The following is a 21,994-nucleotide window of genomic DNA, read 5'->3' as shown; positions in this document are numbered from 1 at the left end:
ACCCCCGCCTTCATGATTCGATGCGGACGCCGTCCTGGACGGCCCCGAGATTGCCCGTAACGATCGTCTCTCCATCGCTCAAACCCGATAACACTTCGATCCGTTCGCCGTAGGGCTTGCCCGTCTTGACGAGCCGCAGCCGGGCGATATGATCGTCGCCTACCACGAACACGCCCGTCAACTGACCCCGTTCGGTCACCGCTGAAACGGGCACAGTCAGCGCCTTTTTCTCGCCCGAAATGTAACGTACCCGGCCAAACAAGCCGAAATGTAGGTTGGGCGCCGCGGGCAGGGACACCTTCACGACAAACGTGTGGCTGCCCGGATCGGACGATGGCGTCACCTCGGATACGGTTCCGGCGATGGGCTCGTTGCCCAAGGCGTCAATCAGGACCGAAATCGCGTCGCCGATCCGGAAACGGCCGACCCGGCTTTCGTCCACATTTGCTTCAAGACGGTACGCCTGGTTGTCTTCGATTTCGAGCAGCGGCATGCCCGGCGTGGCCAAATCACCCACTTCGGCGAACTTGCGTGTGACAATGCCGTCCATGGGGCTGACAATGCGAGTGCATCCGAGCAGGATTTGGGCGTTGGCCAGTTCGGCTTGCGCCCGTTCAATCCGCGCGGCGGCCTCGGCGCGTTTGGCATCGAACGATTTGAGCGCTTGATCGGCCTGGTTGTAGGCGGCGGCGGCCGCTTTTTGCTTGGCTTCGGCCTCGTCGTAGGCTTGTCGGCTGATCGCCTCGTTCTGGGCCAGTCCTTTGAGACGTTCCAGCGTCGCGTTGGCAAGGTTCTGATTGGCCACGGCCGCTTCCCGTGCGGCTTGGGCGCCGCCATAACCCTTTTCGACTTCCTGCAAGGCGCTTTGGGCTTCCAACAATCCGCTTTCAGCTTTTTTGACCTGCGCGGTCGCTTCGCGGTCATCAATCTCAATCAACAACATGCCGGTCGTTACGGGAAGTCCCTCGTTTACATGAATGGCCCGAATATGGCCCATGAGTTTGCTCTGAATCGTGGCAAAAGCCTTCGATCGGACCGTGCCGGCGGCCTCCTCGGAGGTTTGAACGGTTTGCATGACGACTTTTTCGGTGGCGGCTTTGACGATGGCGGACGGTGGTGCGACACCCGGTTCGGTCGCGGATTTGTGGCAACCCCATATACACGCCGTCAGAATCGGCGCCAACACCGTTATGAGCAAATATCGTTTCATGTCAAACATTTCTCCTGAAATCGGCTTCTTTCACAAGCGGCCTTTCCTTGTCGAATGCGAAAAAGGTTCGACCGAAAGAGTACAATAGTTTGATGGTTTGTACAACCCCTTGAATAACACCCGCCGATGGCCGGGAATTCCGGCTGTCTGTATTATGTTTGTGTTTTTATAAAGAAAGGCCTGAGCGTGACTCGGGCAATAGGAGCGCTTGCATAACCGCACGCGGATGTCATGCGAAAAAGCGGCAAAAAAGCACTAGATAAGGTTCCCGTCATCGAGTACATTTCGATGGACGACGAGGGCGTCGCATTTTCTCCGGAAGAAAAGATCGTGTTGAACCGAGTGAACCGCAAGATTGCGGCGGGCCAGTCGCTCGACGACATCATGACCTTTGCTTTCGAGGCGACACGGGGCATTATTCCTTGCGACCGTTTGGGACTGGCCTTTATTGAGGAGGATGGACGTCGGGTCGTTGCCTATTGGGCCAAGGCCGTCTACGAACCGCTTTTTTTGAAAAATGGGTTTGCACAGGACATCGAGGGGAGTTCCCTCAAAGAGGTGCTCCAAACCGGCACGCCGCGGATTATCAACGACTTGGAGCAATATGCGCGCGAACATCCGGACAGCGCGTCCACGCGCGCCATTCTTCATGAGGGCATACGGTCGAGCATGACGTGTCCGATTTGGGTGGAGGAACGCCCGATTGGTTTTCTTTTTCGAAGTGCGCGTCAGCCCCATGCATACGACTTGCATCACGTCCGTCTTCATCAAGCCATCGCCGAACGCCTGGGGCAGACCATCGAAAAGGCATGGCGGATTGAGCGGTTGCATGCGGTCAACCGCGCCTATTTCGAGATACTGGGCTTTGTCAGCCATGAATTGAAGAGTCCGCTGGCGTCCATCGTGATGGACATCTATTCGCTTGAGAGCGGCATGTTCGGTCCGGTTACCGATTCCCAACGTGAAAAACTGGGCCGCATGGTGAAAAAGGCCCAGTATCTACTGGGAATGGTCGAGGAATATATCGGCCTGTCCCGACTGGAAAGCAACGAACTGGAGGCAAAATATCAATCCAATGTGGATTTCAGGACCGACGTGATCGATCCGGCGCTGGTCATCGTGGACAGTCTAGCACAGGACGCGGGGATGACCATCGAGCAAGATTGCCCGGAAGCCCCCTTGAGTCTGCAATGCGATCCAGCCCTGATGACCGTGGTCATGGTAAATCTGCTTGGAAATGCCGTAAAATATGGAAAGCGCGAGGGCCGGATACGGATTCGTGCCCACACGGTGGACGGCCGATTGCGAGTCTCTGTGTGGAACGAAGGCCCCGGTTTTCCGCCCGAGGAGAAACCCCGGCTTTTCCGGAAGTTCTCGCGCTTGCGGACCCCCGAATTGCTCAAGCGCAAGGGAACGGGGGTCGGCTTGTATTCGACGTGGCGAATCATTCAGTTGCATGGCGGCCGGATCTGGGCGGATTCCGAACCCGGACAATGGGCGGAGTTCTCGTTCGAGATACCCCTTGCGCCCGGCCGGTAGTTTGGAAGAAAGGACGGGGCATTCGATGGAAACCACTGCCAATCCCGATGCCGTTCCCATTCGGGAAGGCGAAATCGAGGAAACACTGAAAGCGGGCGCTCGACATGACGGCGCGCGCGTGCGCGAGATTCTCGCCAAGGCAAAGACGCTCAAGGGGCTTCCGGCTTCCGATGTGGCCGTGCTGATGGCGATCAGCGACCCGGAACTGCTGGGCGAGTTGTTCGCCACGGCCCGGCAGGTCAAAGAAGAAATCTACGGCAAGCGGCTTGTCTTGTTTGCCCCGCTCTACATCTCCAACCTGTGCGGAAACGAATGTCTCTATTGCGCATTCCGGGCACGCAACAAGGCTGTGAAACGCCGTGCGCTTTCACAGGAAGAGATTGCGCACGAAATCAAGGTGCTCGTCGAACAGGGCCACAAGCGCGTGCTCCTTGTCGCGGGCGAATCCTATCCGGAGGAGGGCTTTTCGTATGTCCTCCGGAGCATCGAGACGATTTACGCCACGCGAAGCGGCAACGGCGAGATTCGCCGCGTCAACGCCAACGTCGCCCCGCTTACGCTCGACGAGTTCAGGCAACTCAAAGCGGCCAAGATCGGCACGTACCAGCTTTTCCAGGAAACGTATCATCGCGAAACCTATGCCAAGATGCACATCGGCGGCAAGAAGAAGAATTACGACTGGCGCGTGACCGCCATGGACCGCGCCATGCAGGCCGGCATTGACGATGTCGGCATCGGCGTCCTGTTCGGACTGTTCGACTGGCGTTTCGAAATCCTTGCCATGATGCAGCATATCGCCCATCTGGAGGAGCGTTTCGGTGTCGGACCGCACACAATCAGCGTGCCGCGCCTCGAACCGGCGACGGGTTCCGACATCGCCCTGCATCCGCCGCACGCCGTCAGCGACCTCGATTTCCGCAAGATTGTCGCGATCCTCCGTCTGGCGGTGCCGTACACGGGGATCATCATGAGCACGCGCGAAACGGCGAACATCCGCCGCGAAACCTTTGCGCTCGGCGTGTCGCAGATTTCCGCGGGCAGCCGAACGAATCCCGGAGGCTACACCGAAGGCGATCCCATTGCCGTCAGCGAGCAATTTTCGCTTGGCGATCACCGTTCCCTCGACGAGGTCATCCGCGACGTGGCCTCGCTCGGCTATATTCCGTCGTTCTGCACCGCCTGCTACCGCCTCGGACGGACTGGCCAGGACTTCATGGACATGGCCAAGCCCGGCGACATCAAAAACCACTGCGATCCGAATGCTTTGTCCACGTTCCAAGAGTACTTGATTGACTACGCGTCGCCCGAAACGCGCGAGGCCGGCGAAAAACTCATTGCCGAGACGCTCGCGCGCATGAATGATCGGCAGCGAAATACATCTGAAAAACTTTTGGCTAAAGTGCGCGAAGGAAAGCGCGACGTGTTTTGCTGAAACCATCCAACCGGCAACATGGAGAAACCGCAATGAACAAACATATCATTCTGGGCGTGCACATCACCGACCGGCTTCGCAAAGTGGCGGAAGTCCAGCAACTCTTCTCGCAGTACGGCTGCAACATCAAGACCCGCCTTGGCCTGCACGAAGTCGAGAACGTCTGTTCGCCCAACGGCATCGTCCTGCTCGAAATGTACGGAGATGAAGCGGTCTGTTTCGAACTTGCCGATAAACTCGCCGCCATTGATGGAATCGAAGTGAAGAAAATGGTTTTTGAACACTGAGAATTGGGTGGCTGGTGGCTGGCAAGAGACCGGGAATGACGGTTACGCATCACGAACAATAGGAAGTTTGGCAACAGGCCATGGAATTGGTGACGCTTGTTTACGATCACACGCGATCATTTCCAAGGGGCGAGATATACGGTCTGACGAACCAGCTCCGCCGGGCTGCGATATCCGTTCCTTCAAACATTGCGGAAGGTCAGGGGCGCCGGTCCACGAAAGAGTTTCTCAATCGTCTTTCGATGGCGCGCGGTTCTCTAATGGAAGTGCGAACCCAAGCGGAAATCGCCAGGCGTCTGGCCTTTTTCGCCCCGGCACAACATGCCGAAATTCGAGAATGCACGGAAACCGTTGGCCGTCTTTTGAACGGCCTGATTCGAGCGCTTGAAAGGAAATTATAACGCCAAACCACCAACCACCAGCCACCAACCACCAACCACTATTGGGAGATTGAGCCACGGCATCGAAAGGTTCGACATATCGCGTAGAGCGCGACCTGATCGGTGAGAAGCCCGTACCGGCGGAAGCATTGTACGGCGTGCATACCGTGCGCGCGAGTGAAAATTTTCCCTTGGCGGGGCGGCCGTCGCATCCGGCGCTTGTGGCCGCATACGGAGACGTGAAACTCGCGTGCGCGCTGACGAATCAGGCCATGGGCGTCTGGGATGACGATTTGCAAAAGGCCGATGCCATCGTGCGCGCATGCCGTGAGATGGCATCGGGCGAATTGACCCGGCACGTCGTCGTGGATGCGCTTCAGGGCGGGGCCGGCACAAGCCTCAACATGAACGTCAACGAGGTCATCGCGAACCGCGCCCTCGATTTGCTTGGCGAACCACGCGGCAACTATCGCCGTGTTTCGCCGCTCGACGATGTGAACCGGCACCAATCCACGAACGACACGTACCCGACCGCGTTGCGTCTCGCGGCCATCCGCCTGCTGCACGAACTCGAAGCCCGCGTACTCGCATTACAGGAAGCATTTCAAGAAAAGGAAAAGGCCTTCGCCCACATCGTCAAAGTCGGACGCACGGAATACCAGGACGCCGTGCTCACGACGCTCGGACGCGAAATGGGCGCGTATGCCGAGGCGTTCAACCGCGACCGCTGGCGCATTTACAAATGCGAGGAACGCCTGCGCGTTGTCAATCTCGGCGGCACGGCGGTCGGCACCGGCTTGGCCGCCCCGCGCACCTATATTTTCCGTGTGGTCGAATCCCTGCGCGAAATCACGGGCATCGGTTTTGCCCGAGCGGAAAATCTCGTCGAAGCCACGCAAAACACGGATGTGTTTGTCGAGGTTTCCGGTATTCTGAAAGCGTGCGCCACGTCGCTCATCAAAGTCTGTTCGGACCTGCGTCTGCTGTCATCGGGGCCGGAGGCGGGATTCGGCGAGATCCGTTTGCCGGAACGTCAAGCCGGTTCCTCCATTATGCCCGGCAAGGTCAATCCCGTGATTCCGGAAGCCGTGACGCAAGCCGGCATGCTCGTGATGGGGAATGACGCCACGCTGGCCGCAGCCTGCGCATCGGGCAGCCTCGAACTCAACGCGTTCATGCCGCTGATCGCGCTGTGCCTGCTCGACAGTTGCGATCTGCTTTCGCGATCGTGCGAGATCCTGCGCACACACTGCGTCGAGGGCATCGAGGCCGACGAGGCGCGGTGTCGCGCCCACGTCGAAGGATCGACCGCCATTGCCACGGCGCTTCTGCCCGCAATCGGGTATGAGGGCGCATGCGCCGTCGTTCAAGAAGCCAAGGCCACGGGTCGAACGATCCGCGAGATAGTCGTCGGCAGCGGACGTCTCGACCCTGATGCTTTCAACGAACTCATTACCCCCGAAGCCGTCTGCCGGCTCGGATCGAGCATACCCATCCCGCCACGACAGGAAAAAGGTTCCACGCAATGAGCATGGCCGCGCCCAAGAGTTTTCGCCTGCACATCGGCCTGTTTGGACGCCGCAACGTCGGCAAGTCGAGCCTGCTGAACGCCATCACGGCGCAGCAGGTTTCGATCGTATCGGATCACGCGGGCACCACCACCGATCCCGTCGAAAAACCGATGGAACTGCTCCCGCTCGGCCCGGTGCTTTTCATTGACACCGCCGGTTTGGACGATGTCGGGGCGCTCGGCGAACTGCGTGTGCAGAAGACGCGCCAGGTGTTCGATCGCACGGATTTGGGCGTAATTGTCGCCGAGGCGCCCGTCTGGGGCGAGTTCGAGGACGGAATTCTGCGTGAATTGGAAGAGCGCAAGACGCCCTGTATCGCGGTGTTCAACAAAGTGGACATCGAAAGTCCGCCGCCCGACATTCTCGAACGTCTACGCGCAAGGAACATCCCCGTCGTCATGACCGCCGCCTCCGCGGGAAAGGGGATCCTCGATTTCCGCCAGGCGCTGCTCGACAACGCGCCCGACGATTTCGTCAACAATCCGACCATTCTCGGCGACCTCGTCGGCCCCGGCGAAATGGCCGTGCTGGTCGTTCCCATAGACAAGGAAGCGCCCAAGGGCCGCCTCATCATGCCGCAGGTTCAGTCCATTCGCGATCTGCTCGACAGCGACGCCTATTGCATGGTCGTCAAGGAACGTGAACTACGCGCCGCGCTCGACCGGCTCAAGAAACCGCCCAAACTCGTTGTAACCGATTCGCAGGCTTTTCTGAAGGTATCCGCCGACACGCCCCGCGATGTGCCGCTGACCAGTTTCTCCATCCTGTTTTCGCGCTTCCGGGGCGATCTGCTCACGCAAGTCGAGGGAACGCTTGCCATCGAAGACCTCAGGGCCGGCGATCGTATCCTCGTGTCGGAAGCATGCAGCCATCATCCCATCGGGGAAGACATCGGCCGCGTCAAGATCCCGCGCTGGCTCACGCAATACGTAGGCGGCAAACTCGAATTTGACCATGTCCGCGGCCACGACTTTCCCGAAGACCTTTCGTCCTACAAACTTGTCATCCACTGCGGCGCATGCACCATCAACCGGCGAGAGATGCTCCGGCGCCTTCTGCGCTGCCGGCAGGCCGGAATCCCCTCGACAAACTACGGACTGGCCATTGCCTACAGCCTGGGCATCTTCGAACGCGCCCTTGAGCCTTTTCCCGCCGCGCTCGAACTCGTCAAACGAAAACGCGCGTGATAACGGGTTCATTTTGCGGCATGCCGCTTGAGGCAGTGCATCAGCCAGGGAACGTTCCAGAAACAATTGAGGGGGGAATCGAAGGTTTTTTCACGATTCAGCCGTTCCCATTGCGCCAAGGCGGCATCACGGAAAAAAGTGTCCTGGGTGAGTTCATACGCGGCAAAGATCACAGGCAGGATTATCAGGTCGTAATTGGACGATGGCGCGTAGCGGGGATTGTGCGAATAGCCGGCCACGGCGCCGGGTGTGTCCCAGTCGGTATTTTCGCACACAATGGCATCGGCCATTCCCACCAGCGCCTGTGCGGCCTGCACGTCACCGGTCGCCCGATACCAGAGATGGAGGGGACGGGCCAGTTGCGCCATCATCCACGGCACGTTGCCCTTGTAGACACGCGAACCGTGCGTTTCGGCCCATGCGCCTCGGCGGACATCCATGATTTCGAGAATCCGCTTGACACGCACGGCTTCTTCGTCCATGTATTTTGGGTCGCCGGTCAATGCAAAGGCCGAATAGACGGCATCGAGCGGACCGGCGTGATCGCGAACGCTCGGATTGTCCATGGCCGCATGAACGCGGATGCAGTAGTCGGCGGCGGACACGACGGCTTCATCAATGTCCGGTTCGCCGGTCAAATGGGCGAACCATGCGAGTCCTTCCGTGCGCAGGTTGGGATGCCACGGTCCGGCGACATGGTTTTCCCCCGGCCCGTGAAGGGCGCCCCGCCAATCCTTGCCGGGGATGTCGCAGCGGATAATGGCCACGTCGGCTACATGACGGCAAACCTCGAATGCGCGGTCGAACCATGCGCGATCGCCGCTTATGAGCCATTCCGACCATAACCCAAGCATCCGCTCGTAGTAATTGTTGTTCCATTTGGGCAAACCGCCGAAGTACGGCGAATCCGGGAAATCGCGGATGCCGAATTTCTGGCCAAAATCCTCCCACGTCTTGCCGGAGTACGCCGTTTCGGTATAGTCCCGCAGGGCGGGAAACACATCCGAGGTCCAAGCCGGGCCGAAAGCGCCGGTCGAGCAGAAATACGCGGGGTTTTGCAGTACGGGCGGCACGGAAATCGCCGCTGAAAAGGCGGCTGGCTCCACGTCTCCGAAGGCAAGCCATACCTCGTGGGTTTTCGCTTCGCCCGGTGTGAAGACGATTGGTGAGGATTCAGCCGCCACAAGGTCAATGACAAGCGTCTTGTCCTTGAGACTGGCGGACTTGGGGTAAAGTTCGCGGAAATGCCGCATGGCGACTGCGCCGCCCTTCCATGCCACAAAAAACGGCGACTTGGGATTGACGGGGGCCCCGTTCAAACGGCGATCGGTTTCAGAAATCTGTCGTAGCGTGAATTCACCGCCTACGGGACCGCTTGGCACGCAGGGTTCGGACGGATTTTCCGGAAAGGTGAAGGATATCCGCAAACCCGCCAAGGGCAATGGTTTGCTGGTGTCGTTGATCAGTTGCAGGCGGCAAAGAAGATACGGAAGTTTATTGTATGCCGAAATATACATGCGATAATGGGCATATGTTCTATTTTCGTTGTCTATTCGTCCTTCCGTCAAGGCGGTGTAACGAAATGGGCCTTCATCAATAACGCTGAACGATTCCGTCGCCGCCCGAATTTCCTCCCCTTCGACCACGGCGGTCAAGTGCGCGTGCGTAATCGCTGTCGTTTCCCTAAAACGCACGGAATCGAGCATGAAATCCGGCAGGGAATTGAAACGAACCTCGCCCGCCTCGACGGCGATTCCCGGATTCAAGGGCTTGATTTGTCCAGAGGCGTCCCCGCCTTTTTCCTCCGTCACAAAGGCCAATTCGACCGTGTTGGTGTCCGGATAGACTGGAAAATCGAAAAGCAGCCATTGCACGGAGTCGTCCGGCCATTGGCTGGAGACGGTTCGGTTTGCCGGGATTCGTTTCCGATCCGCGCGAAGAATGGCGTCGTGAACATCCGCCACTTTTCCGGGGTGAACGGGAATACCGCAACGCGCTGGAAAACCTTCCTTCGGGATGCCCGCGGGTTTCGACACGTTGAGGATAATGGGACCGGCCCACGGTTCAGCGAAAGGGGGCAAGGGCCAATGGTCCCTGTGAAACGCGTTCACGGCCTTTTCGGAGGGGCGCTTGCCAAGAGTCCATTCCGCGCCTTCTTCGAGAAGCGCCACATCGCCCCAATAGATATGCGTCTGGAACCGGAAAGCGTTGGGATCTTCCTGGCGCGTCTTGCCGGACTCGCCCGGTTGATAGAAATCCTTGTCGGACAGGGTCCGCGAATCCAAGGCGTCGTAGGCCAGCAGGGTCAGCAGGAATTTTTGGCCGGGCTTTACCGGCAACGGAATACGGAGGCCATCCGGCGTGCCGTGGGGGCAGGGATCGGCGACATCGGCGCTCCATACGACCCGGCCATCCACGAGGATCTGTTTGAAACGATGCCCGAGGAAGCCTTCCGCGGTCAGCCAGGAACCATCCGGCACAATGCCTTCCGCCTGGTAGTCGTCCGTGCAGTAAAAGGCCAGCGAAATCGGTTCACGCCAATCGGGGGGAACGGAAACTTCCCGGTAAAGCGACGCCGAACTGCCTTTCAGGCTTTCCTCCCACGGATGGCGCATAACCAAGAGGGCGCGATGATCGAAACGCATGCGCCACGCGCCTTGGGTGCGCTGTTCCCACCCGGACGCGAGATCAAGGGAGATTGCGCGCTGGGCATGGGTCATGGACGGCAGGCAAACCAGCACGGAAAACAGCAGCAGCGGCATCGCGGGCAAAACGGGCGGCCAATACTCGAAAAAACGACCGTGATAAGGTTCGATGCGGTTTTGCCTTGACAAGAAACACCGGGCAATCATCGAAAATCTTCCCACTCCGGATTCGTGGCCATTGCCGTTTCCGTTTTTATTTCCGCACCCTGCAAACCGTTCGGCATGCGGGCCTATTCATCGGGCGACGCACTCAGGGACGGTTCGGGAAGGCGCGCATTTCTTTGGGTACGAGGTAAACGTCCATTCCGCATTCGAGTTTGAGTTCCTGATAGCGTTCCTGTGTCAGGTTTACCTGGACCGGGTCACCCCATTCGGAGATCAGTTCGACCTTGACGGCCGGACCGGCGGGGTTTACATGACTGACGCAGGCGCGAAAGCGGTTCGGGTCGGCGGAATCGTGCGAAATATCGAGCAGGTGTGGGCGCACGAACACCAGGGCGGACTCGGCGCCGCCCGCGGCCGTCGCGCCGATAAGGGGTTGTCCGTTTTCGATGCGGCCGTGGAACAGGTTGACGTCGCCGAGGAAATTGTAGACAAAGGCGTTCGCCGGCGAATGATAGACCTCGGCGGGGCGGCCTGTCTGCTCGATGCGCCCCTCGTTCATGACGACGACGCGGTCGGCCACTTCGAGCGCCTCTTCCTGATCATGGGTGACGAACACGCTGGTCACGTGAATCTCGTCGTGGAGCCGCCGCAGCCACCGGCGCAGTTCCTTGCGAACCTTCGCGTCGAGCGCCCCAAACGGTTCGTCGAGCAGCAAGACTTTCGGCTCGACGGCCAACGCCCGCGCCAGCGCAACCCGCTGCCGCTGTCCGCCCGACAACTGGGCCGGACGGCGGTAGGCAATCCGGTCGAGTTGCACCAAGCGCAGGAGTTTCATGACTTTTTCGGCGATTTCCGCCTTAGAGGGACGCGAACGGCGCGGCCTTACGTCAAGTCCAAAGGCGACATTGTCGTAGACGGTCATGTGTTTGAACAGGGCGTAATGCTGAAACACGAACCCGACCCGCCGCTGCTGCACCTGCTGCGCGGTCGCATCCTCGCCTTCGAGCAATACGCTGCCGCTGTCCGGCGTTTCCAAGCCCGCGATGATCCGCAGCAAGGTGGTCTTGCCCGAACCCGACGGGCCCAGCAAGGCCACCAGTTCACCCGCCTCGACGCGAAGACTTACGTCTTTCAGCGCGGCGAAATCGCCGAAATGCTTGGATACGTTGCGGACTTCGATGCTCATGGCTGCGTCTTTCCCGTCAAGCGCCGCAGGGCGGCCACTTCTTCATCGGTCAGGTAACGCCATTGTCCCGGACGCAACCCGCGTGTCGTGATGCCGGCGAACGAAACGCGGCGCAGTTCGACAACCCGGTGCCCGGCGGCTTCGCACATTCGCTTGACCTCGTGTTTGCGGCCTTCGTGCAGCGTCAGCCGCAAGGTCGTAACTTGCGCGCTCGCGTGGACGATGACCGCTTGCGCGGGCGCCGTCGGGCCGTCTTCCAACAGGATGCCGCGCTCGATTCGCGCAACCGTCTCCGGAAGCACGCGGCCTCGAACCGTTGCGAGATAGACTTTCGGAGTTTCAAAGCTTGGATGCATCAGACGGTAGGCGAGTTCGCCGTCGTTCGTCAACAACAAGGCCCCCTGCACGTCCATATCCAGCCGCCCGACCGGAAATACCCGGGCCGAAACGCCTTGCAGGCCATCGAGAACCGTCCGGCGGCCATGGGTGTCCGCCACGGTCGTAACCACATTTCGCGGCTTGTTGAGAAGGATGTAAACAAACCGTTCTTCCTGCACGCGGCGTCCGTTGTGCGTGACGATATCCGAGGCGGGATTGACGCTTTCGCCCAGAACCGCCACGCGCCCGTTGATTTCGATGCGGCCTTCTTCGATAAGTTTTTCCGCTGCGCGCCGCGAGGCTACGCCGCACCGGGCAAGGTATTGCTGGAGTCGCATCACCGGGTCAACTCATCTCCCGCAGTTCCTCAATCGAAGGCAGTTCTTTGAGGCTCTTCATACCGAAATGAACGAGAAACTCGTCCGTCGTCCGGTACAGTTTGGGGCGTCCCGGCGTTTCAGCCACGCCGGAAACCTTGATGAGGCGTTTTTCCTGAAGCGTGTCGAAGGCATACGATACGCTGACGCCGCGGATCGCCTCGACATCGGCCCGCGTCACCGGCTGCTTGTAGGCGATGATTGCCAAGGTTTCGAGCACGGCTTTCGATAGAGTCTTGCTTCGCTTGATCTGAAATAGGCGGCGGATGAAAGGCGCATATTCCGGTTTCGTGAGCAGTTGATAGCCGCCCGCGATGTCCCGCAGGAAAAACGGCACGTGCATGCCGTCGAGTTCCTCGCGCAATTCCTGGAGCATGTTCGCCACAATGTCCGGATCGATACCGCCCAGCGCTTCGGCGAGCCGGCCGATGCTCAACGGGCGATCCGCCGCGAACAACATCGCCCAGATCGCCTGCCGCGTCTCGTCGCGTCCCAGCATTTCGACCGGTTCGAGATCCTCGGACGGTTCTTCTTCCAGTTGCTCTTCCCGCTCGTTCAGTTCGTCTTCTGCCATATCCGTTTCAGTCCTGGATTCAGGTTCGATTCAACGTTTCCGATCATCTGCATGCAGCCGTGCGCGGCGCGATTTCCTTCAAACACGTCTTTTCGCCGGAATTTTCATTGGCCGGCATCGAAATCTTCACCTTCCCGCTTCCGGGAATCCGTCACGATAACCATTGTACCTGCTGTTTCTTACACCGGTTACACCTGTGCCTTTTCCCCATTGCGAGTATACCGGCGCACCCGCCCGGAAAGCAATGAACGGCAAATGCGCTCAGGCGCCCTTGGATTGCAATTGTTCAATGGCCCTTGCGAGTTCGTCGCGTCGTTTTTCGATGGGGGCGGGGTCTTTGGTGTAGGTCTTGAGATCTTTGGTGATGGATTCGGGAACTGTCAGCAGCGCTTCGTATTTTTTCAGGTGTGCAGGGGGAAGGACGGTGCGGCGATCGGTGATCAGGCGCTTGAGTATGGCCATGTATTCGTAATCCTCGATGCCGTCGCGGAGCATTTCCCAGCGGATGCTGTCAACCGGTCCTTCCAGGACCGGCGCGGGCGGGTTCGCATTTCCGCATGATTCGGGCGGATACATGAACCGTCCGTCGCCGTTGCCCCACGGGCGCTTCTCGCCTTTCTTGACGGTTCCGCCGTGTTCCCACGACATCGGATCCTCGTAGGGATTCTGCGGTTCGTCGGGGTAGGCGCACCGGGTCGTCCAGAGATTGCTTTGCCAGATCAGGATGCCTTCGATGTCGTATTTCCACGTTTGCCACAGCCATACCCGTAGATCCGTGGCGGGATGGTCAATGAACAGGCCGCAGTAGGGCTGCTTGGGCACGGTGCACACATACCACCAGAAATGATCGCCCGCGGCCCGTCGTTCCAGCGTTTTCTCGTGTTTGTAGAACCATGTGAGAGGGCACCAGAGGTTGGGGCCGCCGACGAGTTCCGGCTCGACCTGCTCCGTCAGCATGCGGCGAAGGTCCGGCGCGGCCTTTTTCAGGCGCAGGAACGATTCCATAACATAAGGATAATCCTGTGTCGTGGGTTCATCGAACCAATAGACGTATGCGCCGTTGAGCCAGCCTTTTTCGCGCAGATGTTCCTGCATGGCGCGGCAATACGCGGTAAACGCGAGGCTGTGTTCCGGCGTGCCCGGCTTGAATCCTTGAATGGCGGCATTGCCCATGCCCGGCAACCCAAGGCGCATGCCGTGAAAGTGAAATTGATCGAACACGCGCTGTAATTCCGCGTCCCATGGCGCCCAGTCGAATACCGGCGTCAGCGGGTTGTTCATGAGTAGCGTGCGATCCGGTTCGGGCAAATGGGCGGCGTCTTCCGGAGCAAGCGCGGTCCATTGGACCTGCAATCCGGCGTTGGGTGCGGGATTGTAAGGAGAAATGTGATGCGCCGCCATGCTGGCCCAATACTTGTCGAGAACGAACGGGCGATCTTCGGGGTTCGCAAGGCCCTGATACTGATAAACGGCGCCCGCGTCGAATCCAAAAGCCGTTTCGCAGGTCATCCGGTCGGGTAGCGCGAATCCATACACGCGAACCCTGAGGGGAACGCGCGCGTTGTATCCGTTCGCGTTTAGTTCAATGTGGCCGGTGTACTCGCCTGCGGCGGTGTCTTTCGGGACATGAATCCGGACCCAAAGCGGCTGATTGATATTGGCGGCCAGCGTGATGGGGCCTTTGAAGGGCGGCAGGGGATCCGGCCATGGGGCCAGCGCGCTTGAAATATCCGTCTTGCGCTGAATGTTGACATAGCGCACGCGCAGAATTTCGACGCAATCGGCGGGGATCGAGGCGCTGCCCGGTCCGGCAAGGCTGGATGAAACGGCGGTAAAGCCCGAAAGATCCTTCACAGGCCTTACGACGAGTTGGGCCGCTTCGGTTTCATTTTGGGCCATTGCAAGAGCCATGGCCTTGCCCCGGCGCGACGGCATCGGGCGATCCTGGGCGACCTTCCAGCCCGACGAGGCCCACCAGAGACCCACTTCGCGTGTCGAACCCGGAACCGTTTCCCCGTATGATCGATCAAAGAGAATGCACTCTGTCACTTCGGCCAAAGCGGTTGTGGATAATGCAAAAGCCGTCATGATCGTCAAAACCGTTTTCATCGTTTTTCCCTCCTGGAACAGAGTAGTGGTCTCCAGCAGCCTTATGCAAGCAAAACCGCAAGATGCTGTGTCGCCGGATTGAAAGGATTTTCTTTCAGTGGCCTTGCATGCGTTCGGGAAAAAAGAAAAACCGCGAACGCAAAAAGCGCCCGCGGTTTTTGAATGCCTGTTCGTTTATTGCACTGATCCGGCCATGCGTTGAAGGGTTGATTTCTTACGGGCCGCGCTGTTTCGGTGGATGACGCCTTTCGACGCGGCTCGATCGATTTCCGACAGGGCCTTGGGCAGCGAATCTTTGACCTTTGCCGCATCCTTCGAGGCGATGGCGTCGGCGGCCTGTTTGACCAGCGTCTTCATGCGCGATTTCACGGCCACGTTGCGCTGGCGGCGTTTTTCGTTCGTTATGTTTCGTTTTTTCGACGACTTGATATTTGCCATGATTCTTCCTTGAAGCGGACTTTCCGCGGCGCCGTTGTATCAACGGCGATTTCTGCTGGGGCTTACTTTGTCCAACGAAGCGCTAGTGTAGCAGACACGTCTCGGCATATTCAAACGGCGTTATTGCCGCCGTACGGGACTCCGTGATTCTTTTGAAGCGAAAGCGCGGCGTGATAGGATGCACTGGATAGGTAATGACAAGAGAAAGGCGGACGGCATGGATTTCGAGGATATCGGGACGGCGGTGGCGAGGGAACCCCAGGCGACGGCGCGACCGCGCGGGCGCAGGATGACGTTGCGCGAACGTTTCCGGCGGACGATGTTTTATCAGGAAGTGGACACGTTGCCGAATTTCGAATTTGGCTATTGGGAAGAGACGTTGAGGACCTGGCACGATCAGGGGCTGCCGAAGGACATCAAGGACGAGGGAGCGGCCTACGACTATTTCGGTATCGAGCATTGGGACATGATCAACGTCAATTCGAGTCCCTTTGCCGTCTGTGAGCACAAGACGCTCGAGGAAACAGATGACTACCTCATTTACCAGGACGGTTACGGGTGCGTGGCGAAAATCAACAAGCAAGGCCACAAGTCCATCCCGCATTTCATCTCGTTCCCTGTCAAAGACCGTGCGTCGTGGGAACCGTTCAAGGCGGCGCTCGATCCCGACGATCCGCGACGTTACGAGCACTTGGACAAGTCCGTGAAGAAACTGCGAAAGAGTCCAAATCCGGTCGGCGTGTTCGGCGGCAGCATGGTGGGTATCGCGCGTAACCTGATCGGATTCGAGGGCATCGCCATCATGCAGTACGAAGACCCGGACCTGCTGCGCGAAATCATTGATGCGTTCGGCCGTTGCACGGTGGGCGTGCTTGAACGCGCCTTGCCGAAAATCCAGGTGGACTTCTGCATGGGCTGGGAGGACATTTGTTTCAATCAGGGGCCGATCGTGTCGCCGGATTTCTTCCGGGAGGCAGCCGGGCCGTGGTACCGGCGCATCGCCGACGTGCTGACGGCGCACGGCTGTTGCGTCTACACGACAGACACGGACGGCAATCTCATGCCGATCGTGGAAACCTTTCTGGACAACGGGCTGAACACGATGTTTCCGGTCGAGGTCCACGCGGGAACGGACCCGGTTCTGTTGCGGGAACGATACGGCAAGCGCGTACGGATTTGGGGCGGGATGTGCAAGATGAAATTGGCCGAATCGAAGGAGGCCATCGATCGCGAACTGGAACGATTGCGTCCATACGTCGAACAGGGTGCATTCATACCGGGTGTGGATCATCGCGTGCCCGCGAACGTGTCTCTCGCAAATTATCTGCATTATCTCGACCGGAAACGCGAATGGTTCCACGTCGGCGGCACGCCGAAATACTGAGCAGACAGGAATCCGAATTGTGCCAGGGAAATAATCTTGATGCGCTTATTTCTGCCCAAAAAGTCAATTATCGGGGGAACTTTTTTCACGATAATAGACGTTTCCCTGTATTCCTCCCGGAAAAGCGGGGAGTCTTCACGTTCCGCTTGATTTTCACCACTGTTGTCTCGTTCTCGCTTATATTGTCGTGGAGCGCCCATGCCCGTTCGGAATGCGTGTGGAGCGTTGAGAAAGGCTGGCTCGTGGCGAGGAACGGCGAAAACCCTCTGTTTCGCGCCAGGTGAAGGGTCGGCTTGCATCCTCGAATTCGGTGGGGAGCGTCGCGGCGCATGGCGGGAAAGAGCACCGTCAAGATGACGGCGGACCAGATTATGCGGCTCACGCGCGGAGATGGGTAGATGGCGGTTATGGTGGACTCCTGTGTTTTCCTTGACGTGTTCAACCGGGATTCCCAATGGTTTGAATGGTTTTCGGGGATGATCGCAAAAGCCGCCAATAGCGGCGGTATAATACTGAACGCGGTCATCTACGCCGAGATTTCCATAGGTTTCGCCCAAATCGAGGAACTCGAGGAAATTTTGACCCCGGATATCTTCGAGTTTCACGACATACCACGCGAAGCGGCATTTTGGGCCGGCAAATGCTATCTGAAGCACCGGCGACGCCGCGGGGTGAAAATACACCCGCTGCCGGATTTTATGATTGGCGCACACGCCGCGGTGATTCAAAAAGACGGCGCGGCTACGGGGCAAGCAATCATTTTGCGCGTTCGACGGCGCGCGGATCTTTCCCGCCGGCAGCGAGGTAGTCCTGGTAGGCGGCGCGTGCTTCCTCTGCGCGGTTCATGTCGTGATAGAGATCGGCGAGGGCGAGTTGAAGTTCCGGTAGATACGGTGCGTAGAGCAGGGCATCCTGGACCGATTCGACGGCCTTGTCCAGTTCTTTCCAGGCCCGGAAGGTCGAGATGCGCGCGAAGGTTACTTCCTTGAGATAGTACCGGGCCGTCCGATCGTCCGGATCGATGGCTAGCGCCTGCTTGAAATGGGTTTCCGGACGCGAACCGAACGTTCCTCCGTAATATTGTTTCAATCCCTTGAGCACCTCCGCTTTCGCCGCATGTCGCCTGCCAAGCGCCACGTCGAATTGTTGCAGTCTTTCATTCGGCAGACCGTCTGCGGCGAGCAGAATCGCCGGGCTTTCAAAATAAGGTTCGAGTTGTTCGAGTGTTTTGTCCACCGTGCGGGCGAAGACGCGTTTCGGCGCCTCGAATTCCGCCCAGGGCCGGTCGTCCGTCATGATGGTTCCGCCGCGGACATAGGCCTGTATTTTTTCTTTTGACATGAAGAAGCAACTCATCACTTCCACCGGATCGTCGAGTCCGACTTCGGCAAGGGCCTTGGCAATGTCGGGAGTCGAAAGGCGTCCGGCGGCGCGTGCCGGATCAATTTGGAGGGGACGGTCTGAACCGACAAGAAACAGATCGGCATTGATGAACCATGCGCAGCATTCCGGAAACACAGCCGCGAAAGTCGCGATCAACGATCGCACAATATCCGGATCGAGGCTATGAAGCGGCACCCATTGCGACACCAGGCCGCCGGGCGCAAGCCGGTCGAGGCACAGGCGATAGTATTCCCTCGTGTAGAAAGCCGAGACGCCCGCCAGCGCCAGCGGCATCGGTTCGAAGGTAATCACGTCGTACCGGTCGCGCGCGGTGAGCAGAAAGTTGCGGCCGTCGTCCACGATGAACCGGACCCGCGGATTGGAGAGGACCCGGCAGTTGTCTTTTGCGAAAAGGGGCGCGGCGTCGAGGACGTCTTTGGAAATTTCGACCGCGTCAATTCGGTCGAAATCGTGAAGGGCCAGGGTGCCGCATGTGATGCCCGATCCGAAACACATGAACAGCGCCAGGCGCGGGTCCCGGTCGAAAAGGAGCGGCAGTACGCCCTGAAAACGGTTCATTTTGACGCCCTTTTCGATCGAGGCGGTAGCCTGAACGCCGTTGATCCACAAAACGCGGTTCGATTCCGACGCGTTGTCCGGCGGTTCGCTGACCGCGACGACGCCTTCCACACCCTCGCGCATGTGCAGGAGGCGATCGCCTTTGGGCAAATACCCGGCATTCAGCGCGTAGGCGACGTTGTCGGGCGCGCGAAGCATGGCCATAGCCATCAAGGCCGCCATAAGGCCCGCAAGCACGGACTTGCGCGTAAGGGAAACGTTTTGGGCGGTCATAACCAGGAAAAGGCCAATCCCCGCCAATAGGCAGGCGATGGCCACAAGGCCCCGATGTGCGCCGAGTTGGGGAATAAGCAGAAATCCCCCCGCCAGCGAACCTGCAACGCCGCCCAGCGTGTTGGCCGAATAAAGTCTTCCCACATCGCCGCCGATGCCCGCGCGCCGGTAGGCCTGCACGGCAAACGGAAAGGTCGCCCCAAACAAACAGGTAGGACCAAACAGCACGAGGAACGAGAGGATAAACTTGGCGCGAACGATGCCTTCCCACTGAAGGCCCGCGTCCAATTGCATTGCGTGCAACCTTTCGGGCAGCGCCGCAAACAGAGGTAAAAGAGCCACGCACGCAATGCCGGCCAACCCTTCGACCAAGCCGAACGCCAACAGCGGATTCCGTATCCGTCCGGAAAGCCCCGCGCCGGCGGCGCTTCCTGCGGCCAACCCGCACAGGAACGACACAAGCATGGTGGTAAATGCGTAGGTGGTTCCCAGAAAAACGACGGTGAGCAGGCGGGTCCAAATGACTTCGAGAGCCAGCGCACAGGCGCCCGAAAGGGCGAACGCCACGAGGATGTATCGCGCCCTCCGGTTTCCCGTTACCGGGGTTCCCGGTGTCCCCGCGAAGTTTCCGGGCAGGAGCGTTCCCCATCCCTGCCAACAGGCCGCAATGCCCACCAAGCCATTGCCTCCCGCGGCAATCCATGTGGCGCCTGAATAGCCGAATCGGGGCAGCAGCCAGAAGCCGGCCGCGGCGCAACCCGCTACGGCCCCAAACGTATTGATGCTGTACAGCGCGCCGATGCGCATGCCCCGCGTGCGTTCATCGCCCGCGGCAAAACGCGCCAGCAAGGGGAGGGTGGCGCCCATGAGTGTGGCGGGGACGGCCAGAAAGGCCAGTGCCAGCCCGGCGCGCAACGCGATGCCCGCATGGGGCGACGCTGCCGCGTGCCGCAGGAGCGGCGCAACGACGGATTCCGACCAATTGGAAAAAGCCAAAAATCCCGCTGCCCATGCGCCGATGGTCATCTCGAAAAATCCGTACCATAACAGCGGAACACGCGTACGGTCGGCCAGGCGTCCGCCCCAAAGGCTTCCCAAGGCCAACCCCACGAAATAAACCGCAAGCACCGCGCTTACGGCGTGGGCCGTGGTTCCGAACAGCAGAATGAGTCTACGTGTCCAAATGACTTGGTAAACTAGACCGGTAGCGCCAGAAATCAGAAACAGAACGGCCACGCAGGCCGCCTGCCGATGACGGCGGATGGCGGCGGCAACGACAAGGGGATTCATGCCAAATATCAGCATTTGGACTCCGAAATATAAATGCCGTAAAAAAAACAATGTGCGGGACGTATCATGCCTCGAGAAATGGAACAGAGTCAAAGCCGGCGAGCAGAATTTGTGCGCTCAGGAATCTCCAAAATCCGGGCAGGATTATATGTAAGATATTGATACGGAATTGTTTACAAAAATTGTTTCTAAATGTTTCCCAGTAAAAAAAACTGCTTGCATTTTTTGGGAAAACTGGTATAATGACGTCGGAAATATGAGAGAGACACCGGGCAGTGAGTGGTGTTTATGGGCGTAAAGGAGTGAAAGGAGGTGACGTGGCGGCAACGTAGGCGTTGGCGGGTAGTTGAAGTTGAAGTGATAGGTTGTGGCATTGATTTGACTGGACGCGAACAATCAAAATTCAAGGAGGATTACTTGCAATGAAGAAACGTGGCTTTACACTGATTGAATTGCTGGTCGTGATCGCGATCATCGGCATTCTAGCGGCGATCCTGCTTCCGGCGTTGGCGCGCGCGCGCGAATCGGCGCGTCGTTCGAGCTGCCAGAACAACCTGAAGCAGATGGGCGTTGTCTGCAAGATGTACGTGAACGAGAACCGGCAGATGTCGTTCCCAACCTTGGCCTACATCGGGTGCGCGGCGGGGCTTTATGGTTCGGTTGCCGATCCGAGCATTCCGGGTTCGGCTTTCCGAGGCGGGTTCACGATCAACATGAACCAGCTTTATCCCGAATACCTGACCGATGCGGCGGTCACGCTGTGTCCGTCATCGGTGGGTGGCACGAATGTCGCCAAGAAGTACAATGAAGCCGACTACCTGCCGCAGGTCTTCGATGGCAAGCAATTGGTCAATACTTCGACGGCGACCACCGGTGTGAAGAACACCGAGTTCTATCCGTGCGAATCCAGCCATCGGACGAACAGCTACATTTACTTCGGCTGGGCGATTTACATGGCTTATGTCACGGACAGCACCGAAGATCCGGATCCGAACGGCGGCGGCGGTTTGGCGGCGATTGTCAGCTGGCTGGACAGCAAGTCGGCTCTGCAGCCCAATGCGGGCGCGTTTGCTTCGGCGGTCGCTAATATTGCCAACTGGGTGAGTCATGCCGAAGTGGCGGCGAACCGCAAGAAGCTTGATGAGGACTATAAAGTCAGCGACACCTACACGGTGTATCGCCTGCGCGAAGGCATCGAGCGCTTCTTTATCACCGACATCAACAATCCGGGCGCCACGACTCAGGCGCAGAGCGTTCTGTCCATTATGGCGGACTGGAACGGCACGCAGGGCGGCTTGGCCTTCAACCATCTGCCGGGCGGCAGCAATGTGTTGTACATGGACGGTCACGTCGAATTCCTGAAGTACCCGAACATTTGGCCGGTCAGCCCGCTTTTGGCCCGCGTGATCGGCGCGACCCTGGATGTGAACGACATGCAGGGCATGCCGTAAAAACGCACGCGACATCGGTTGCGAAGGGCGGAAACGCGAGTTTCCGCCCTTTTTTTACTTATTTCTTGCCCTTGATTGGGATATTGCGGCCGGTCCGCTTTGAAGAATGCGATGGAGGGGCCTTGATTTCCGGCACAAGGGATTGCATCGAAGGGA

At 58.7% G+C, this 21,994-nt stretch carries 15 protein-coding genes and 2 pseudogenes; 8 read left to right on the top strand and 9 right to left on the bottom strand.

Features of this window, described 5'->3' with window-relative positions; all coding sequences use genetic code 11:
* Positions 1-10 precede the first annotated feature (10 nt).
* Complete coding sequence (locus P5540_12650) at positions 11-1,210, bottom strand: efflux RND transporter periplasmic adaptor subunit (GenBank protein HRT65664.1); 1,200 nt, start codon at positions 1,208-1,210, stop codon at positions 11-13.
* A 231-nt stretch (positions 1,211-1,441) separates the two neighbouring features.
* Between P5540_12650 and P5540_12645 the strand changes: the two genes are divergently transcribed.
* The 6 genes and pseudogenes from P5540_12645 (at position 1,442) to hydF (ending at position 7,606) form a co-directional block, all read left to right on the top strand.
* Positions 1,442-2,749: a GAF domain-containing sensor histidine kinase gene (locus tag P5540_12645; GenBank protein HRT65663.1), complete on the top strand. Its 1,308-nt coding sequence runs from the start codon at positions 1,442-1,444 to the stop codon at positions 2,747-2,749.
* Positions 2,750-2,774: 25 nt separating this feature from the next.
* The gene (gene hydG / locus P5540_12640; protein HRT65662.1) at positions 2,775-4,181 is read left to right on the top strand and encodes a [FeFe] hydrogenase H-cluster radical SAM maturase HydG; all 1,407 of its coding nucleotides are present in this window, start codon (positions 2,775-2,777) and stop codon (positions 4,179-4,181) included.
* 32 nt (positions 4,182-4,213) lie between these two features.
* The gene (locus P5540_12635; protein ID HRT65661.1) at positions 4,214-4,468 is read left to right on the top strand and encodes a hypothetical protein; all 255 of its coding nucleotides are present in this window, start codon (positions 4,214-4,216) and stop codon (positions 4,466-4,468) included.
* Between the two features lie 77 nt (positions 4,469-4,545).
* A pseudogene (locus tag P5540_12630) lies at positions 4,546-4,869 on the top strand (four helix bundle protein).
* Positions 4,870-4,940: 71 nt separating this feature from the next.
* Positions 4,941-6,377: pseudogene (locus P5540_12625) on the top strand (aspartate ammonia-lyase).
* On the top strand, positions 6,374-7,606 hold the full coding sequence (gene hydF, locus P5540_12620; GenBank protein ID HRT65660.1) for a [FeFe] hydrogenase H-cluster maturation GTPase HydF: 1,233 nt from the start codon (positions 6,374-6,376) through the stop codon (positions 7,604-7,606). Before P5540_12625 ends, hydF begins: the two are co-directional and overlap by 4 nt.
* Before the next feature lie 8 nt (positions 7,607-7,614).
* Here hydF and P5540_12615 read toward each other — a convergent pair whose 3' ends face one another.
* The 6 genes from P5540_12615 to rpsT form a co-directional block, all read right to left on the bottom strand.
* The gene (locus tag P5540_12615) at positions 7,615-10,458 is read right to left on the bottom strand and encodes a hypothetical protein (GenBank protein ID HRT65659.1); all 2,844 of its coding nucleotides are present in this window, start codon (positions 10,456-10,458) and stop codon (positions 7,615-7,617) included.
* Positions 10,459-10,561: 103 nt separating this feature from the next.
* Entirely contained in the window at positions 10,562-11,602 is a 1,041-nt protein-coding gene (locus tag P5540_12610) for a sulfate ABC transporter ATP-binding protein (protein ID HRT65658.1), read from the bottom strand.
* On the bottom strand, positions 11,599-12,321 hold the full coding sequence (locus P5540_12605; protein ID HRT65657.1) for a pseudouridine synthase: 723 nt from the start codon (positions 12,319-12,321) through the stop codon (positions 11,599-11,601). The genes P5540_12610 and P5540_12605 overlap by 4 nt, the downstream gene beginning before the upstream one ends.
* 4 nt (positions 12,322-12,325) lie before the next feature.
* Positions 12,326-12,931 (bottom strand): SMC-Scp complex subunit ScpB, encoded by a 606-nt coding sequence (gene scpB / locus P5540_12600; GenBank protein HRT65656.1) that lies wholly within the window; start codon positions 12,929-12,931, stop codon positions 12,326-12,328.
* A 261-nt stretch (positions 12,932-13,192) separates the two neighbouring features.
* Positions 13,193-15,040, bottom strand: coding sequence for a DUF4091 domain-containing protein (locus P5540_12595; protein HRT65655.1), 1,848 nt, complete (start codon positions 15,038-15,040; stop codon positions 13,193-13,195).
* A 174-nt stretch (positions 15,041-15,214) separates the two neighbouring features.
* Entirely contained in the window at positions 15,215-15,478 is a 264-nt protein-coding gene (gene rpsT / locus P5540_12590) for a 30S ribosomal protein S20 (protein ID HRT65654.1), read from the bottom strand.
* 178 nt (positions 15,479-15,656) lie between these two features.
* Between rpsT and P5540_12585 the strand changes: the two genes are divergently transcribed.
* On the top strand, positions 15,657-16,862 hold the full coding sequence (locus P5540_12585) for a uroporphyrinogen decarboxylase family protein (GenBank protein HRT65653.1): 1,206 nt from the start codon (positions 15,657-15,659) through the stop codon (positions 16,860-16,862).
* On the opposite strand, the gene P5540_12580 is transcribed toward P5540_12585, so the two are convergent.
* Together P5540_12580 and P5540_12575 are read right to left on the bottom strand one after the other, a co-directional pair.
* Positions 16,808-17,518 (bottom strand): hypothetical protein, encoded by a 711-nt coding sequence (locus tag P5540_12580; GenBank protein ID HRT65652.1) that lies wholly within the window; start codon positions 17,516-17,518, stop codon positions 16,808-16,810. The two genes, P5540_12585 and P5540_12580, sit on opposite strands and share 55 nt — an antisense overlap.
* Positions 17,519-17,618: 100 nt before the next feature.
* Positions 17,619-20,402 carry a fused MFS/spermidine synthase gene (locus P5540_12575; GenBank protein ID HRT65651.1) on the bottom strand — a complete coding sequence of 928 codons (2,784 nt, stop codon included), beginning with the start codon at positions 20,400-20,402 and terminating at the stop codon, positions 17,619-17,621.
* 407 nt (positions 20,403-20,809) lie between these two features.
* Between P5540_12575 and P5540_12570 the strand changes: the two genes are divergently transcribed.
* Positions 20,810-21,838, top strand: a complete 1,029-nt coding sequence (locus tag P5540_12570; protein ID HRT65650.1) for a DUF1559 domain-containing protein — start codon at positions 20,810-20,812, stop codon at positions 21,836-21,838.
* Positions 21,839-21,994 lie beyond the last annotated feature (156 nt).

The sequence above is a fragment of the Candidatus Hydrogenedentota bacterium genome, assembly GCA_035450225.1.
GTDB lineage: Bacteria > Hydrogenedentota > Hydrogenedentia > Hydrogenedentales > SLHB01 > DSVR01.
This window is presented reverse-complemented; position numbering and strand designations above follow the sequence as displayed.

Coding starts and splice junctions, on each gene's coding strand:
- hydG (HRT65662.1), top strand. CDS start 2,775: ATGGAAACCACTGCCAATCCCGATGCCGTTCCCATTCGGGAAGGCGAA.
- P5540_12650 (HRT65664.1), bottom strand. CDS start 1,210: ATGAAACGATATTTGCTCATAACGGTGTTGGCGCCGATTCTGACGGCG.
- P5540_12575 (HRT65651.1), bottom strand. CDS start 20,402: ATGCTGATATTTGGCATGAATCCCCTTGTCGTTGCCGCCGCCATCCGC.
- rpsT (HRT65654.1), bottom strand. CDS start 15,478: ATGGCAAATATCAAGTCGTCGAAAAAACGAAACATAACGAACGAAAAA.
- P5540_12635 (HRT65661.1), top strand. CDS start 4,214: ATGAACAAACATATCATTCTGGGCGTGCACATCACCGACCGGCTTCGC.
- P5540_12645 (HRT65663.1), top strand. CDS start 1,442: ATGCGAAAAAGCGGCAAAAAAGCACTAGATAAGGTTCCCGTCATCGAG.
- P5540_12615 (HRT65659.1), bottom strand. CDS start 10,458: ATGATTGCCCGGTGTTTCTTGTCAAGGCAAAACCGCATCGAACCTTAT.
- hydF (HRT65660.1), top strand. CDS start 6,374: ATGAGCATGGCCGCGCCCAAGAGTTTTCGCCTGCACATCGGCCTGTTT.
- P5540_12595 (HRT65655.1), bottom strand. CDS start 15,040: ATGAAAACGGTTTTGACGATCATGACGGCTTTTGCATTATCCACAACC.
- scpB (HRT65656.1), bottom strand. CDS start 12,931: ATGGCAGAAGACGAACTGAACGAGCGGGAAGAGCAACTGGAAGAAGAA.
- P5540_12610 (HRT65658.1), bottom strand. CDS start 11,602: ATGAGCATCGAAGTCCGCAACGTATCCAAGCATTTCGGCGATTTCGCC.
- P5540_12585 (HRT65653.1), top strand. CDS start 15,657: ATGCACTGGATAGGTAATGACAAGAGAAAGGCGGACGGCATGGATTTC.
- P5540_12570 (HRT65650.1), top strand. CDS start 20,810: ATGAAGAAACGTGGCTTTACACTGATTGAATTGCTGGTCGTGATCGCG.